General features: G+C 68.4%; 11 protein-coding genes. 3 read left to right on the forward strand and 8 right to left on the reverse strand.

Annotation, left to right across the window (positions count from 1 at the left end; genetic code table 11):
- Window positions 1-53 precede the first annotated feature (53 nt).
- The 3 genes from TVH25_RS16605 to TVH25_RS16615 all read right to left on the reverse strand — a co-directional run bounded on the left by TVH25_RS16605 (window position 54) and on the right by TVH25_RS16615 (window position 7,472).
- Window positions 54-695, reverse strand: a complete 642-nt coding sequence (locus tag TVH25_RS16605; RefSeq protein ID WP_422424859.1) for a TetR/AcrR family transcriptional regulator — start codon at window positions 693-695, stop codon at window positions 54-56.
- A 136-nt stretch (window positions 696-831) separates the two neighbouring features.
- A complete protein-coding gene (locus TVH25_RS16610; RefSeq protein ID WP_422424860.1) occupies window positions 832-4,140 on the reverse strand; it encodes an arabinosyltransferase domain-containing protein in 3,309 nt (1,102 codons plus the stop codon).
- Window positions 4,141-4,184: 44 nt separating this feature from the next.
- A complete protein-coding gene (locus TVH25_RS16615) occupies window positions 4,185-7,472 on the reverse strand; it encodes an arabinosyltransferase domain-containing protein (RefSeq protein WP_422424861.1) in 3,288 nt (1,095 codons plus the stop codon).
- A 121-nt stretch (window positions 7,473-7,593) separates the two neighbouring features.
- Here TVH25_RS16615 and TVH25_RS16620 point away from each other — a divergent pair, with 121 nt between their 5' ends.
- Window positions 7,594-10,371 (forward strand): FAD-binding and (Fe-S)-binding domain-containing protein, encoded by a 2,778-nt coding sequence (locus TVH25_RS16620; RefSeq protein WP_422424862.1) that lies wholly within the window; start codon window positions 7,594-7,596, stop codon window positions 10,369-10,371.
- Window positions 10,372-10,451: 80 nt separating this feature from the next.
- Complete coding sequence (locus tag TVH25_RS16625) at window positions 10,452-10,880, forward strand: DoxX family protein (RefSeq protein ID WP_422424864.1); 429 nt, start codon at window positions 10,452-10,454, stop codon at window positions 10,878-10,880.
- On the opposite strand, the gene TVH25_RS16630 is transcribed toward TVH25_RS16625, so the two are convergent.
- The 4 genes from TVH25_RS16630 to TVH25_RS16645 all read right to left on the reverse strand — a co-directional run bounded on the left by TVH25_RS16630 (window position 10,858) and on the right by TVH25_RS16645 (window position 15,488).
- A complete protein-coding gene (locus TVH25_RS16630) occupies window positions 10,858-12,732 on the reverse strand; it encodes a galactan 5-O-arabinofuranosyltransferase (protein WP_422424871.1) in 1,875 nt (624 codons plus the stop codon). The genes TVH25_RS16625 and TVH25_RS16630 overlap by 23 nt on opposite strands.
- 145 nt (window positions 12,733-12,877) lie before the next feature.
- Window positions 12,878-13,639, reverse strand: a complete 762-nt coding sequence (locus TVH25_RS16635) for a decaprenylphospho-beta-D-erythro-pentofuranosid-2-ulose 2-reductase (protein WP_169620767.1) — start codon at window positions 13,637-13,639, stop codon at window positions 12,878-12,880.
- Window positions 13,639-15,063, reverse strand: coding sequence for an FAD-binding protein (locus tag TVH25_RS16640; RefSeq protein ID WP_422424866.1), 1,425 nt, complete (start codon window positions 15,061-15,063; stop codon window positions 13,639-13,641). Before TVH25_RS16640 ends, TVH25_RS16635 begins: the two co-directional genes overlap by 1 nt.
- 47 nt (window positions 15,064-15,110) lie before the next feature.
- A complete protein-coding gene (locus TVH25_RS16645; protein WP_296550620.1) occupies window positions 15,111-15,488 on the reverse strand; it encodes a VOC family protein in 378 nt (125 codons plus the stop codon).
- Between TVH25_RS16645 and TVH25_RS16650 the strand changes: the two genes are divergently transcribed.
- A complete protein-coding gene (locus TVH25_RS16650) occupies window positions 15,487-16,041 on the forward strand; it encodes a GtrA family protein (RefSeq protein WP_422424873.1) in 555 nt (184 codons plus the stop codon). The genes TVH25_RS16645 and TVH25_RS16650 overlap by 2 nt on opposite strands.
- Before the next feature lie 49 nt (window positions 16,042-16,090).
- On the opposite strand, the gene TVH25_RS16655 is transcribed toward TVH25_RS16650, so the two are convergent.
- Window positions 16,091-16,522: endonuclease domain-containing protein (locus TVH25_RS16655; RefSeq protein ID WP_422424869.1), on the reverse strand; the 432-nt coding region annotated here is incomplete at its 5' end.

Consider the following 16,522-nt stretch of genomic DNA (forward strand, 5'->3'; position numbering starts at 1 on the left):
GGGGGGGGCGCCCCGCGCACGGGCCAGCCCACTACGGCATTCGTCTGTGCCGGTTAGACGGACAGGGCGCGGCGCACGTAGCCGAGGATGTGCTCGACCTCTGCGTCGGCATCGAAGCTGGTGGTGTCGCGCCAGAGCAGGTGTTCCATCGAGGCGAGCAACAGGATCGACGTTGCGCGCGAATCCCGTTCGGGGTCGGTCGAGCCCAGCTCGCGGATCGGTCCGGCGAGCACCTCCGCGAGCGCGAACTCGAGATCCTCGCGCACCTTCGGCGCATGAGGACGACCGCCTCCCGCCGCGACGACATTGCGGGTTGCGGCTCCGATGCTCGGGTCGACCGCCTGACTGAGGACCGCGGCGACGCCCGCCCGGAGAGCGCCCTCGGGGCTTCCTGCCGCGTCCATCTTCCGGCGCAGGTAGTTCAAAAGCCGCTGGCTGCCCTCCTCGACCACGGCGTCGACGAAATCGCTCTTGCTCCGGAAGTACCGGTAGAAGGCGTCGTTCGACAGTCCGGCAGCGGTGACGATGTCCGCGACGCGTGCGGGAGCACCCTGCGTCAGCAGTTCTCGGCCGGCGCGGATGAGCCGGTCCACATCGCGACTCGCAGCCTCCTGCCGCGGGGTCAGACTCCGCCTGACCGCTTGGGTGGCTCGCGGGGAGAGCGACGAGGCGTCCGCGCTGTTCTCGATGGTCACTCCCGCATTCTAGGGATACGCGACATGGTTACCCGACACCCGTCCGGGCATGTGATCCCTCACGTTCCGTCCCCGGACGGCCCACAACCACGTTCGGCCGAACCGGACGTGGTTGTGGGTGCGGCAGCCTCGGACGCTACTCGTACACGCGCATCGACGCAGGCTTCCAGAGCCCCGAGCGGTTCACCTCGCTGGTCGCGATCTCCGCGGGAACCGCGTCCGGGTAGTTCGGGACGTACCGCTCCAGCGAGCCCCAGTCGCGGGCCCAGTCGTTCTTCAGATACGTCGGAATCTGTTCGGCACGGGCGAGGACCTCGGTGAATCCGAGCGGACCACCGTTGTCCGCCGACTGCCACGTGTCGGTCGACGACACCGCGAGCGGACGGTCGGGGAGGATGCGGTAGTTCGGCATCTCGGCGACACCGGCCCAGTGATCGAACGGCCGCTGGCACGGGAACTGCAGACCCACGGCCCAGTCCAGCAGGACGGGCTGCTCCGAGCCGATCACGCTGTCGAGAGTGTCGAGGACGGGCACCCGCGGCGGCGTGAACGCGAGCCACTGGTCTCCGGTGAGATTGGGATCGTTCGCGACGATCCGCACCGCGTCGGTGTCCTCCGGCAGATCCGCGATCGGCACACGCAGGTTCCGCCACGTCGGTGCCGGACCGATGTCCCGCGGCAGGTAGGTGCCCTTCGCCTCGACGGTTCCGTCGGGCAGCCGTGTGCCGTACTCGACGAGCAGCGACTGTCCGTAGTTCAGGGCACCGGTGTCGTCGTAGGACCAGACGCGGCCGGCGGCCGAGAGCACGATCAGCGGCGACTCGTCGGCACGCTCGGGCAGCTGGTACCAGCTCGAGGTGAGGCTTGCCGGTTCCTGCACGCCCTGCTGGTAGCTACCGAGGACCGGGGTGACGGCCGGGTCGAGTCCGAACGGCAGGCGCGCGGTACTGCCGTTGACGGTCTGTGCACCTCGTCCACCGGTGGTGCCGCCGCCGGAGCCGGTCTCGAACGTGGGGCCGACACTCTGGTTGTCGGTGTTGCCCTGTCCGGGTTTGACCTCGACGTAGTCGGCGGTGAGGTCGGACGGAACGCCGTCCGGGCTGAATCCACGGGGAGAGGATCCGGCGAGCGGATCTCCGCCGGCCGGAGGATTCGCGGGGTCGGTGATCGGTTCGAGACGGCCCTGGTTGGGGTCGATCTCGACGAGCACGTCGTTCGCGAGGCCGCAGGTGTCACCTGCGAGGGCACCGATGTTGGACCGGGCGAGCGAGTAGGCGGGGTATTGCGCCACAGCGCCCTTGAGGAGTGAGAGCACCTCGAACAGAACCATGACCGCGGCGACGACGGTGAGCGGCGCGGCCGCAAAGGTCCGGATACGGCGGCCCTTGCGCGTCGTCGGTTTCTCCGGTGGCGACGCATAGCCTTCGCGCAGGTACTGCCAGGCGACGAGGAGCAGCGCCGCACCGAAGAGGATGAGGAACACCGAGCTCGACTGGGTGCCCTGGAACGAGACGGTCTTGTCGAACCACGGAACGCCGTAGCTCGAGACGTACCACCAGCCGTTGATGCCGGCGAACGACACCGCGAGGACGAAGAGCAGACCTGCCAGGAAGATCGTGCGGTTTCGCCGCGATCGCAGAGCACTGGCGGAGACGAGCACCGCGGTCAGTGCGGCGAGCGATCCGGCGATGCCCGCGTACGCCCCGAAGTGGTGGGTCCACTTCGTGGGGTTGAACATCATGAAGAACATCGTTCCGAAGACGATGCCGAGCAGACGCCACGACGGGCTCATGGCGATGCCGGGGATCTTCCGGCGACGCAGCAGCACGAGCATCGTCGTGAACAGGCACAGCAGCATGACCAGGAACGCGAAACGGCGTGCCAGCGACCCGTCGACGGTCTGCACCATCAGGTAGTAGTAGCGGAGGAAGTCGTTCCACCACTCCTCGTTGGGGCCGATGATCGTGCGCACACGGGTGGCCTCGAGGACCGCCGCGAGGGTCTGGTCCGAGAAGACCACCACGAGGACGAGCACACCGGCTGCGCCGATCGGAGCGAGCAACGGCAGCGTGCCGACCTCACGGTGACGGCGGACCACGATGCGCGTCATGGGCCGCAGGCCCGCGATCAGCGCGGCGATACACATCAGGCCGGTCGGGGCGGCCGCCAGCGTGAAGGCGCCGATGATGACGGCTGTCGCGGCCGGCAACAGACGGCCGGTGGCGATCGCGCGCTCGATCGAGCACCACGTCAGCAACGCGCCGAGGGCGACGATCGGTTCGGGACGCAGGCCGTTGTTGTAGGGGAGCCAGAAGGCGAGGAACACCAGTCCGCCGGTCCACAGCGCGATCCGGTTCTCCCGGACGGCGCGCCCGAGCCGGGGCACGACCTCCCGGCTGATGACCATCCAGCAGACGATGGCGGCGAGCAGTGCCGGCAGTCGCATCCACGGGCTCGCCGTGGAGATCTTCGCGAACGCCGCCAGCACGTCGTAGTACCAGCCGAACGGCGCTTCGGGTACACCGAACCACCGGAAGTAGTTCGCCATGTAGCCGGAGTGCTCCGACGCCCGGGCCATCGACAGGAGGTAACCGTCGTCGGAGGTGTTCGCGCCGAAGAAGTGCCAGCCGATGAGCGTGCCGATCACGACGACGTCGACGCCGCTGAACTTCCACCAGCGTGCGGGCAGGAAACGGCGGTGCCCGCGTCCGTCGGTGCCGTCCAGCTTCGCCAGTGCGGCGAGCGCGAGTGCGGTCGACAGGACCGCGAGGATCATCGCCAGCGATTTGACGAGGGTGGGTGACGACGTGAATCGCGAATCCACGTCCACGGTCACCTCGAGTCCGGGCACCGCGGTGGTCAGGTCGCTGAAGACGCCCACGACCAGCGGCCGCAGGTCGCCACCGAGTTCCCCGGCGCGCGGGAGGCCGTTCTCGTCGGAGAGCCCGACGAATTCGCCGGTCGTCCGGTCGGCGTCCGAGAAGAGACGGATCTCGGTGCACGCACTCGACTCCACCTCGCTGCGCGGTGCCGTCGCCACCACGACGTTGCGGTCGAGCACGTCGACGTTCTCCTCGCCGACACGCACGAACATCGCGTTGAGCGCGGCGTCCTGCCCGTTCGCGGGTGCGGTCGCGAGGAGCATCCCGCCCGAGTCGGGGAGTTCACCGACCGCGACGCACGGGATCGTCGCCTCGAAACTGAGCGGTACCTGCGACATCAACGGCAGTTCGATGTCGGTGACCGAGCCGTTCTGGGGCCACGTCACGGTCGCTTCCGTGACGCGCACCGGCAGGAACGGCGTCGCTACGGCAAGGACGATGCCGAGCAGTCCCGCGACAGCGGCGACGAGCCGTGCGGTCCGGTACTGCGTACGAAGATCCTCGCCGACGGACCTGAGCGGGGTCTCGCTGGGAGCGGGGGCGGTCGTCACGTCGTCGGGCACGGGTTCCGATGGTATCGGCAGCCAACGTGTGACGGCACACGCCCTCATTCCAGCAGGACAGGCACCCCGTCACGGACACGCCCCGGATTCCACAAACCGGACCGCGTGACCTCCGTGGTGTCGATCACCGCACCGGTCGCGTCGGGATCGATCGGGCGGTACCGCTCGAGCGAACCCCAGTCGCGATCCCAGTCGTGGTTCAGGTAGGTGGGGATGGTCTCGGCGGCCAGGAGCTGCGGTATCCAGCCCAGGGGGCCGCCGCCGATGTCGTCCTGCCAGCCGTTCGTCGCATCGGCACCCACCCGGTCGGGAAGGATGCGGAACTCCGGGACCTCGGCGATGCCGTTGCGGTGACCGAACGGCCGCTGGCACGGGAAGGCCAAGCCCACCGACCAGTCGACGAGGACCGGAGCCTGCGAACCGACGACCTCGTTCAGCGTGTCGAGGCGCGGCATGCGCGGCGGCGTGACCGCGACCCACTGGTCCGGAGCCAGGTTGCCGTCGTCGACGACGATCCGGACGGCGTCCGCGTCGGCAGGGATGGCGTCGGTCGGCACGCGCAGGTTGCGCCACGACGGCGACGGGCCGATGTCGATGGGGGAGACCCGGCCGACCGGCGACACCTCGCTACCCGAGGTGACACCGAACTCGAGTTGCACGTCCTGTCCGGGGGTGATCACGCCGTCGGGGTCGACGTAGTGGACTCGGCCGGCCGCCGTGACGACGAGCAGTGGGGTGTCCTCGGTGCGTCCGGGAAGGACGTACCAGCCGGACTCGAGCGCGGCGGCCTGCTGCACCCCGGTCCGGTAACTGCCCAGGATCGGCGTGGTCGCGGGGTCGAGTCCGAACGGCAGGCGGACGGTGCTGCCGTTGACGCCCTCGTTGCCGGTTCGTCCACCGCCGGTACCCGCACCCGTCGAGGTGGTGGTGCCACCGACTTCGGAGTCGACGGTGTTCGCGCCACCTGTCGCGGAGGTCTCGGCGTCGGCGGTGAGGTCGAAGGCGACACCGTCGGGTGTGAATCCGGTCGAGGTCCCGGCACCGAGCGCGTCGGCGACCGACCCGTCGAGCGGCGAGAGCATCGTCGCGTTCGGGTCGGACTCGACGAGAACGTCGTTGGCCAGGGCGCAACTGTCGCCGCGCAGGGCGGACAGATTGGACTGCGCGATCGAGTACGCCGGATACTGCGCCACCGCGCCCTTGATCAAGGACAGGACCTCGAACAGCACCACTCCCGCGGCCACGAGAGTGAGCGGCGCGGAGGCGAGTGCCTTCATTCGTCCGTTGCGTTCGGGTCGTGGCGCGACGAACGGTTCACGCAGGTGGAACCATGCGGCCACGATCAGCGCGACCACGGTGAGGCCGAGGAGCGCGGTGGAGAACGCGTACCCGGAGATCGACGGCGGCTTGTCCCACCAGGGAACACCGAAGCTCGAGACGTACCACCAGCCGTTGGATCCGGTGAACGCCATCGCCAGGACGAACAGCACGCCCGCGGTGAAGAGAGCACGGTTGCGGGCGGATCGGATGCCCACCGCCCCGACGCCGACCGCGGCGAGCGCGGCGATCGATCCCGCGAGCCCGGCGTAGACACCGAAGTGATGCGTCCACTTGGTCGGGGTGAGCATCATGAGGAGCAGGGACGCGAAGACGATGCCGAGGATGCGGCGGGAGGGCCCGATCGCGGTCCCGGGAATGCGGCCCTTGCGAAGAATCAGCATGACGCACACGACCAGGCACAGCAGCATCACGAACACGCCGAATCGGCGGGCCACCGAGCCGTCCGGCGACACCGTCAGCAGCGCGTCCCAGCGCAGCCGTTCGTCGAACCAGGGCACGTTCGGCCCGACCGCAGAGCGCACGCGGGTGGCTTCGAGCACCGACGCGAGAGTCTGATCGGCGAACACCACGACGAGTACGACGGTGCCCGACGCGAGGAGCGGGGCGAGCGGCGCCCATCCCACGAGGGGGCGGCGCGCCACGAGGGCTTTCACGAGGGGGCGGGCGCCCGCGAGGAGTGCCGCGACGCAGATGACGCCGGTGGGTCCGGCCGCGAGCGAGAATGCGGCGATGAGGACCGCGATCGCGGCAGGGAGCATGCGGCCGGTCGCGATCGCGCGTTCGATGGAGCACCACGTCAGCAGGGCGCCGACCGCGATGATCGGTTCGGGACGCAGGCCGTTGTTGTACGGGAGCCAGAAGGCGAGGAACACCAGTCCGGCGGTCCACAGCGCCACCTTGCTGTGCCGGACCGCGGTGCCGAGCCGCGGGATGACCTCCCGGCTGATCACCATCCAGCACAGGATCGCCGCGACCAGCGCGGGCAGTCGCATCCACATACTGGCCGTCGACACATGCGACATCAGCACCAGGACGTCGTAGAACCACCCGAAGGGCGCTTCGGGGACACCGAACCACCGGAAGTAGTTGGACATGTAACCGGCGTCGCCCGATACCCGGGCCATGTTGAGGATGTAGCCGTCGTCCGAGGTGTTGGCGCCGATGACGTGCCACAGGAGCAGTGTCCCGATGACCACGCCGTCGGCGATCGTGAACCGCCACCAGTGGGAGGGGAAGAAACGGCGGGCGCGGCGACGATCCACGCTGTCGAGGCGATGCAGCGCGACGAGAGAAATCACCGTCGACAGCGCGCACAGGATCATCGCAGCCAACTTGATCAGCGTGGGCGTCGACGTGAACCGGGTGTCGAGGTCGGCGCGCACCGACAGCCTCTCGGTGTCCGCACCGGAGGTCAGTGCCGTGGCAGACCCGTTCAGGTCGCTGAACACGCCGACCATCTGGGGCCGGGAATCGCCCTTCACCTCGACGGCGACCCGCGGGTCCGCGCCCACGACCTCGGCGGCGGTCAGTTCCGCATTCGATGCGACCGTGACGGCGGTGCACGGTGCGTCGAGGGGAGTGGACACCAGCACCGAGTTGCGCAGCACCGCTTCGATCGCACCGGGGTTGCCGTCCGTGCCCGGGACGGCCCTGATGACGAGCGCGGTGTCGGTCGCGTCGGGTGCGCCGGGGGGAACGGTCGACACGAGCGTCCCGCCGTCTTCCCCGAGCGACTCTGCTGCCGAACACGGAACACTCACGCGCAGCGACAGCGGGGTGTACGAGACCAGCGGCGCCTCGATGTTGTCGAGCGAGTTGTTCTGGGGCCAGGCGAGGCTGGTCGCTTCCTGCCGGACCGGGAGGAACGGGACACTCAGCGCCAGGACGAAAGCGAGCAGACCCGTCACGATCGCGACTACGCGCGCGGTGCGGAACTGCGACGTCGGATCGGGTGAAGGGGCGTTTTCGGGCGCTCGGGTTTCGGCAGGCACAAGGCCCGATGCTATGCGAGGGTGCCGCTGTGGTCGCCGCGACACCGGTAGGTGCGGTCGGCGTGGCGGGTTCTTCCGACCCCGTCCGGTGCACCACCGACCCCCACTAGCATCGGACACCATGGACACAGCGACGCCGATCGGACGCGCGCTGCGGGCGGCCGGGATCGCCGAGGTCTGTGACGACACCGCCGCACGAGCCATGTACTCGTCCGACGCCTCGCTGTATCGCGTGCCGCCACAGGCCGTCGTCCGTCCACGATCGGTCGACGAGGTCGCGGCCGTTCTCGACGTCTGCCGCCGGGAGGGGGTGCCCCTCACCTCGCGCGGTGCCGGCACCTCGCTCGCGGGGAACGCCGTCGGGCCGGGTGTGGTGCTCGATTTCTCCCGCCATCTCGGGCAGGTGCTCGAGATCGATCCGGACGCGCGTACCGCCCGCGTGCAGCCGGGTGTCGTGCAGACCGACGTGCAACGGGCTGCCGCGCCGTACGGACTCCGGTTCGGCCCCGATCCGTCCACCCACAACCGCTGCACCGTCGGCGGGATGATCGGCAACAACGCGTGTGGTGCCCGCGCACTCGGGTACGGCCGAACCTCCGACAACGTGGTGGCGCTCGAGGTCCTCACCGGAAGCGGGCACCCGCTGTCGCTGCCCGGCACCGACGGAATCCTCGAACCTCTGCGCGAGATCGTTGCCCGTGACCTCGCCACGGTCCGCACCGAGTTCGGCCGGTTCGGCCGCCAGGTGTCGGGCTATGCGCTCGAATGCCTGCTGCCCGAGAACCGCTTCGACGTGCGCGGATTGCTGATCGGCAGCGAGGGCACACTCGGTATCACCACCGAGGCGACGCTCCGCCTGGTCGAGGATCCGCGCGTACGCACGATGGTGGTGCTCGGGTACCCGGACATCGTTGCGGCCGGTAATGCGGCCCACACGTTGCTGTGTTTCCGGCCGACGGCGTGCGAAGGACTCGACTCGCGGATCGTCGACGTCGTCCGTTCCCGTCGTGGACCGCAGGCGGTGCCGCCGTTGCCGCGCGGCGCCGCATGGTTGTTCGTCGAGTTGGCCGGCGACGATCCCGACGAGGTCCGTGAGCGCGCGCGGGGACTCGCGACGGCATCGGGGGCGGTGGACACGCTGCAGGTCGACGATCAGGTGCGGGCTGACGCGCTGTGGCGGATCCGGGAGGACGGATCGGGGTTGTCCGCGCGGAGCCCGCAGGGCCTGCCCGCGCACGCGGGGTGGGAGGACGCCGCCGTACCGCCGGAGCGCATCGGGGCCTATCTGCGCGACTTCCAGGAACTGACGGACAGTTACGGCATCACCGGCTATCCCTACGGGCATTTCGCCGACGGATGCATTCACATCCGCCTCGATGTGCCGCTCGAGGTTCCCGGTCTGTTCCGCGAGTTCGTCTTCGCGGCGGGCCGCCTCGTCGCCGGCTACGGCGGGTCGATGTCGGGCGAGCACGGTGACGGCCGGGCCCGCAGCGAACTGCTCCCGCTGATGTACTCCCCGGCTGCGATCCGATTGTTCGGCGCGGTGAAGTCGGTTTTCGATCCCGACAACGTCCTCAATCCCGGAGTGCTCGTCGACCCCCACCCCGTCGACGTCGATCTGCGAGTGCCCGCCGCGCGAAAAGTGGACGTCGACTTGGGTTTCCGGTATTCGGAGGACGACGGGAACTTCACGCAGGCGGTCCACCGCTGTACCGGTGTCGGCAAGTGCCGCGCCGACACCACCGCTGTCGGCGGGGTGATGTGCCCGTCCTACCAGGCAACCCGCGAGGAGAAGGATTCCACCCGCGGACGGGCCAGGGCGCTGCAGGAGATGCTCAACGGCACGCTCGTCACCGACTCGTGGCGGTCGAAGGAAGTGCACGACGCTCTCGATCTGTGCCTGTCGTGCAAGGGCTGTCTGTCGGACTGCCCCACAGGTGTGGACATGGCCACGTGGAAATCCGAAGTGCTGCATCAGACCTACCGGGGCAGGCTCCGTCCTGTCGCGCACTACAGTCTCGGCCGGCTACCGCGCTGGGCTGCACTCGCATCCCGCGCACCCCGGGTGGTCAATACCCTCACGCGGATACCGGGAGTCGCCGCAACGGGACTCACGCTCGCGGGCATGGACCGGCGCCGCACCGTCCCCGCGTTCGCACCCCGCACGTTTCGTCGCTGGTTCGCCGACACCGCTGCGCAGCGGTCCCGGAGCGGGCGCCCGGTGGTGCTGTTCGTCGACACCTTCACCGAGTACTTCACCCCCGAGGTCGGGGTGGCCGCGGTGCGGGTACTCGAAGCTGCCGGGCACCGGGTGCTGATCACCGAGGAGCAGCAGTGCTGTGCCTTGACGTGGATCACCACCGGTCAGCTCGGCACTGCCCGAAAGATATTGGGACGCACTATCTCCGAGTTGTTTCGTATCGGGACGCCGATCGTCGGGATCGAACCGTCGTGCACCGCGGTGTTGCGCTCGGATGCGGTCGAGATGCTCGGCTCCGAACCGGCCCGGATCGTCGCCGACAGTACCTTTACGCTCGCCGAATTCCTCGGAGAGTGGACGCCGCCGTCACTCGACGGCACCACGGTCGTCGCCCAGCCGCACTGTCACCATCACGCTGTCATGGGGTGGGGCGCCGACGCCGCACTGCTGCGGACCGCAGGGGCGCAGGTACAGCGGCTCGGTGGATGCTGCGGTCTCGCGGGGAACTTCGGCGTCGAACGCGGGCACTACGACGTCTCCGTCGCGGTGGCGGGCGCACAGCTTCTCCCGGCAGTCGAGGCCGCGTCGGCCGACACCGTCGTGCTCGCCGACGGATACTCGTGTCGGACCCAGATCGGCGATCTCACCTCACGCCGCGGCACACATCTCGCGGAACTTCTGGCGTCGCGTCTCCCGTAAACGATGAATTCCCGGCCCGGGGCGGGTCGATGTAGGGACACAACCGATATGTGACACCGCATCGATCTCGGGAGACTCTCATGACCACCACCTCGCAATCAGTTCAGCGCACCGACTACGCCGTTGTGTCGAAGCCCGCTCGCATCGCCGGGCTGGTCGTCACCGCACTGGTAGTGCTGTTCCTGCTCTTCGACTCGGTCATCCATCTGATGAACACGTCGCAGGTGCAGGACGCAATGGCCGATCTCGGCTTCGACCCGAGCCTGAACAGGGTCATCGGGGCCGTTCTCCTCATAAGCCTGGTGCTGTACGTCGTACCGGTCACGTCGATCCTCGGGGCAGTGCTGATCACCGGGTACCTCGGCGGCGCGGTCGCGACCAACATGCTCACCGAACAGCCGATCCTCAGCACGACCCTGTTCCCGATCTACGCCGGGATCTTCGTCTGGGGAGGCCTGTACCTGCGCGACGCCGGCGTCCGGGCCGTTATGCCCCTGCGGCGCGCGTGACCACCACGAACGGACCGACCTCGGTGACCGCGAAGCGCGGGTCGTCGAACAGTTCCTCGGGGAAGGTCACCGTGTAGCGACGCACGTTCGGGTCGTTCGGATACACGTCCTCGGCCAGGCGCAGTGTGTAGCCCTCGGCGCTCTGCCGGAACACGATGGCGTCGGGGGCTCGCCACGGCAACTCGTCCCACGCAGCGATCAGTTCGTCGGCGGACCCGAGTTCGGCCCAGCTCTCGATCGCGGCGGCGCGAGCCGCGAAGTCCGCCAACGGATTCGCGTAGTGCGACGTCAAAGCCTGGAAGCCGAAATACGGGTAGTAGGCAAGGAACGAGGTGTCGGCGGTGAGCACGACCCAGTCGCTGCGTTCCGGCCCGAGTTGGGAGGTGAGCACGTCGTCGACCTCCCCGAAGTAGGACGCCGCGCCCGGCGGTCGTTGTTCGGCACGCTCGCCGTTGCCGTCGGTGTCGCTGTAGGCGAGGTTGATCTCGTTGGTCAGTACCTGCGGGATGTTCTGCGCGAAGGCCAATGCACCCAGAGCGCCCACCGCGACCAGGACCGTGCGTACCCGCGGATTGTCGCTGGTGGCCAAGCTGATCCAGCGGGAGAAGTCGACGAACGCGAACGCACCCGCGGCTCCGAGCAGCACCAGCAGGATCACCTCGAGCCGGAACGCCAGCAAGGTGTTGCCCAGGACGGTGAACGCCATCGACGCGAGGTACCAGAGGTAGACGGGGACCACACCGAGCCCGAGGGCCTGCGCCCGACGCGACGAGGTGGCTCTGCCGATCAGCCACACGGTGCCCAGCAGGCACAGCAACCCGACCAGGGAGGCGTGGAACATCGGCAGCGGCAGGCGCGCGCCGGCCTCGGGCAGATAGTGCGTCGCGGTGCCCGAACCGGACGGGGAGTTGCCGCCGAGGACCTCGGCGAGGAACGGTGCCCACACGATCAACGCGATCAGCATCGCGATGGCTGCGATCACTGCGAACTTCGTCAACACGGGGAGGGCGGCCCGCCACGACCCTCCGGAGCGGCGCGCCAGGATTGCGGCGGCGACCGCCATCACCGTCACCGCGAACGCCGCGAGCCCCAGATAGAGCGTGTAGAACGTGGCCGCGACACCGAGGAACATGCCTGTTCCGATGGCCGCGCCCCATCCCTGCCGGCCGTTTGCGCTTCGTCCGTCGTCGCCGCGTACCGGCGACAGGGCACCCCACGCGAGCACGAGAGCGGGCGGGAGCAGCAGCGCGATCACCGCGCCGTACGGCTCCGGAGACCCGTAGGCCAGCACGATGGCGGTCGTGGCCGTCGCGGCGAGCACGGCCAGGTCGGAGCGGACGAGTTCGGACCACAGGACCAGGGCGAGCACCGCCGCGACGGCGATCGACGCGATCGCGTACGGCTTGAACGCCTCCCAGCCGTCCATGCCCAGAACGTTCGCCACCCGTCCGCCGATCCAGAACCACCCCGCGGGGTAGAACGGCGGCAGGTCTGCGTACGTCATGTCGCGCAGGGCCGGACTGTCGGTCAGGCGCGTCAGGAACTCGGTGCGGAACTCCTGGTCGACGGAGATGCCGTGCAGATAGAGGCGGGTCGCGGCGAGCGGCATGCCGAGCGTGGCGGTGACCAGGCCGGACAGTGCCGCCCAGGACAGGACCCGCGCGCCCCTCATGAACTTGCGGCGACGCAGCAGGAAGATCGACAAGCCCAGTGCTGCCAGCGCCGCGACCTGCATGACGGTCGTCACCGCCTGGGTGACGTTCGACGAGTTGAACGCCGGCCACTGCACCCGGCCGAAGGCGAACAACCCGACGGACGACACGAGCACCGCCACGACCACCGCGGCGACCATGGCGCCTGCGGTGGCCGCGATCCGACGGAACGGAGCGACGGGAAGGGCGGGGGAGCTCACGGGCGCGTCGGTCACGATTGCCGAGCTTAGTGAACGCGCGCGGACATACCGGACGGGTGCAGGCTGCCGGGCTCTCCTGCGACTCCTACATCGGCAGCTTGCGGAAGATCGCGCGCGGGACGTGACGCAGCACCATCATCACGAACCGGAAGGTGCCCGGTGCCCAGACGATCTCCTTGCCCTTGTCGGACGCGGCGACCGCGAGCTTCGCGACGTCCTCCTTGTTCACGGTCAGCGGTGCCTCGTCGACGTGGGCGCTGAACTGGGTGCGCACCTGACCGGGACGCACCACCGTGACGCGGGGCCCGAACTTCGCCAGCGCTTCGCCGAGGCCCAGGTAGAAGCCGTCGAGTCCGGCCTTCGTGGAGCCGTAGACGAAGTTCGCACGCTTGACGCGTTCACCGGCCACCGACGACATCGCGATGATGCGCCCGAAGCCCTGTGCCTTCATCTTCTGGCCGATCAGCACGCCCACCGAGACGGCCGCGGTGTAGTTGACACCCACGACCTGCACGGCTTTGCGCTGGTCCTGCCAGAGCGTCTCGGCGTCGGCGTCGAGGCCGAACGCGACGATCGCCACGTCGACGTCGCCGCCACTCCATGCCCGGTCGATGACCGCGGGATGGCCGGCGGTGTCGAGCGCATCGAAGTCGATGAGCTCGACCGATGTGGCACCGGCGGCCTTCGCCTGGCTCACGGCGTCTTCGCGGCGGGAGTCGCCGGGCAGCGCCGCGAGGATCACGCGGGCGGGAGCCTTGCGCAGGTACTCCTCGACGATCGCCAGGCCGATCTCGGAGGTGCCACCGAGCAGCAGCAGGGTCTGGGGGTTACCCACGGCGTTGATCATCAGTGCAGTTCCAACCTTCTGGACATATCGGAAGCGAAGACATTGGTGGGGTCGACCGAGCGGCGCACCTTGAGCCACTCGTCGATGCGCGGGTACATCGCGTGGAACGTCTCGGCAGACGTGCGCGAATCCTTCGCGGTGTAGAGGCGGCCGCCGAATTCGAGGACCCGCTTGTCGAGTTCGCGAACGAACTCGTTGAGACCGTCCTTGATCGGGAAGTCCACGCAGACGTTCCACCCCTTCATGGGGAAGCTCATCGGCGCCTTGTTGCCCTCACCGAAAAGCTTGAACACGTTGAGGAACGAGTAGTGCCCCGACTTCTGGATGTCGCGGATGATCTTCTTGAACTCCTCGACGGCCTCGGGCGGCACCACGAACTGGTACTGCAGGAATCCCTTGGATCCGTACGCCCGGTTCCACTCACCGAACAGGTCGAGCGGGTGGTAGAACTGCGTCAGATTCTGGATCTGGCCCGTCGCGTTCTTGGTCTTGCGGTAGTACAACTCGCCGACGACCGAGAAGTCGAACTTGTTCGCCAGACCGTTCGGGAAGACGTCGGGGAACGTCAGCAGCGTAGACCCGGAGAAGCGCAGCGGATCCTTCTGCAATTTCTTCGGCAACTGGTCGAGCGTGGCGAGGGAACCGCGCGACACCGCGGCGCGTCCGAGCTTGGGCGGCGCGGAGATCGCGTCGAACCACGCGCTCGAGTAGTCGTAATTCTCCTCCGAACCGTCGCTGTGCAGCGCGATGGTCTCGTCGAGGCTCTCGGTGCGCGCACTGTCGGCGATGAAGTACGCCGTCTCGGTCGGCGTCATCTCGATGGTCGCGCGAAGGATGATGCCGGTCAGGCCCATGCCGCCGACGGTCGCCCAGAACAACTTGGAGTTGCGGCCGGTGGGGGTGCAGGTGCGGATCTGCCCGTCGGCGGTGAGCAGTTCGAGGGAGCGCACATGGTTGCCGAAGCTGCCCGCGCTGTGGTGGTTCTTGCCGTGGATGTCGGAGCCGATGGCGCCACCGACGGTGACCTGGCGCGTTCCCGGCAGGACCGGTACCCACAGGCCGAACGGCAGAGCCGCCCGCATCAGCTGGTCGAGGTCGACACCGCCGTCCACCACGACACGCCGCGAATCGCGGTCGATGCTGTGGATCTTGTTCAGTGCCGTCATGTCGATGACGAGCCCGCCCGCGTTCTGGGCCGGGTCGCCGTACGAGCGGCCGAGACCGCGCGCGATGACGCCTCGGCGCAGATGCGCCGGCTTGGACTCGTTGTCTTCTGCGACTCGCGCGACTGCTTGCGCGATCAGTTCGACATCGGGTGTGGTGAGCACCTCTGCGGTGGTCGGCGCGGTGCGCCCCCAGCCGGTCAGGGTGCGGGTCTGGGTGGGGAGAGGCTCACTCGCCTGCTCTGCAGCTGTCGTGGACATCAGGACAAAGGCTACCCGCGTGACCGCACGGCACTGCAAGAGCAGGGTTACCCCCCGTACGGCTTTGTGAGGATCTCCATGTTGTGACCGTCGGGATCCGACCAGTAGACGCCGCGGCCCCCGTCGCGGGTGTTGATCTCCCCGCTGTGGCGATGCGCGGGATCGGCCCAATACTCCAGGTCACGTGACTTGATCCGGGTGAGGATCTCGTCGAACTCCTGTTCCCCGACAAGGAAGGCGTAGTGCTGCGACCGGACGGGGTGTGCGTCGGCCATGAAGTCCAGGGAGACGTCGTTGTCCACCTGCACAACGAAGAAGGGTCCGTACGGGGTCGGCGATCCGACACCGAGGATCTCCGAGAGGAGGACGGCAGATCCCTTCGGGTCGGTCGCGTGGACGATGGTGTGGTTCAGCGCGATGCTCATGTATCCGAGGGTGCAACCTCGAGCGGACTCGAGGTCAACTGTCGGTTCGGTCGGGGGCGTTACCCTCGTCTGCGTGCCCGAACCCCATGACCACGTGCAGCCGTTGCCGGAACACCACGCACCGCTGGCCCCGGAATTGCCGTTGACCGATTCCACGGCCGACGACGCGCTGTCGCTCAAGACGCAACTCGTGCGGTTCGTGCTGACGGGTGGCCTGTCGGCGGTCGTCGACTACGGCCTGTACGTGTTGCTCATGGCGCTCGGCGTCACCCGCGACGGAGCGAAGGCGCTGTCGTTCGTCGCCGGCACCACCACCGCGTACCTCATCAACCGCCGGTGGACGTTCAAGGCCGAACCGAGCAAAGTGCGCTTCGCCGCGGTCGTGGCGCTGTACGCCGTGACGTTCGCCGCGCAGGTGGGCATCAACGGGGTGCTCAACGACTCGCTGGGCGACCAGTGGTGGGTCACGCCGTTCGCGTTCGTCGTCGCGCAGGGCACCGCGACCGTCATCAACTTCGTGGTGCAGCGGCTGGTGATCTTCCGTATCCGGTGAACTCGGGTGAGTTGTTGCCCGCTGAGCGGGCACTTTCCGACCAAGCTTTTCAGCGGCGGCGGTCCAGGGCCGCCTGTATCTGCCGGATAACCCCGTCCGGGTCCTCGACCAGCGTGTGCCAGGTGAACCGAAGGACATGCCACCCGGCATTGACCAGAACGTTCTGCCGCTCGGCATCCCGGCGTTGACGATGCGCGTCGCGGTGCCATGCCCACCCGTCCACTTCGACTGCCACCCGGCCCGCCTCGAAGACCACGTCGATCTCGAACCCGCAGCTCCACGCGTGCGCGCGCCAGCCCGTCAGACCCGCGTCGCGCAGGAGCCGATGCAGGATGCGCTCGGCTTCCGAATGCCCGCCGTCGCCTGCCGAGCACAGCAGGCGTGACGCGGCGCGGGCGCCGTGCCGCCCGGAGTTTCTGCGGTGGACCCGCTGGAGAACGTCGAGCGACGTGTGCCGCTGCAACGCGCGATCCATGAGCAC

It is taken from the genome of Rhodococcus sp. 7Tela_A2 (genome assembly GCF_049311045.1).
Classification (GTDB): domain Bacteria; phylum Actinomycetota; class Actinomycetes; order Mycobacteriales; family Mycobacteriaceae; genus Rhodococcus.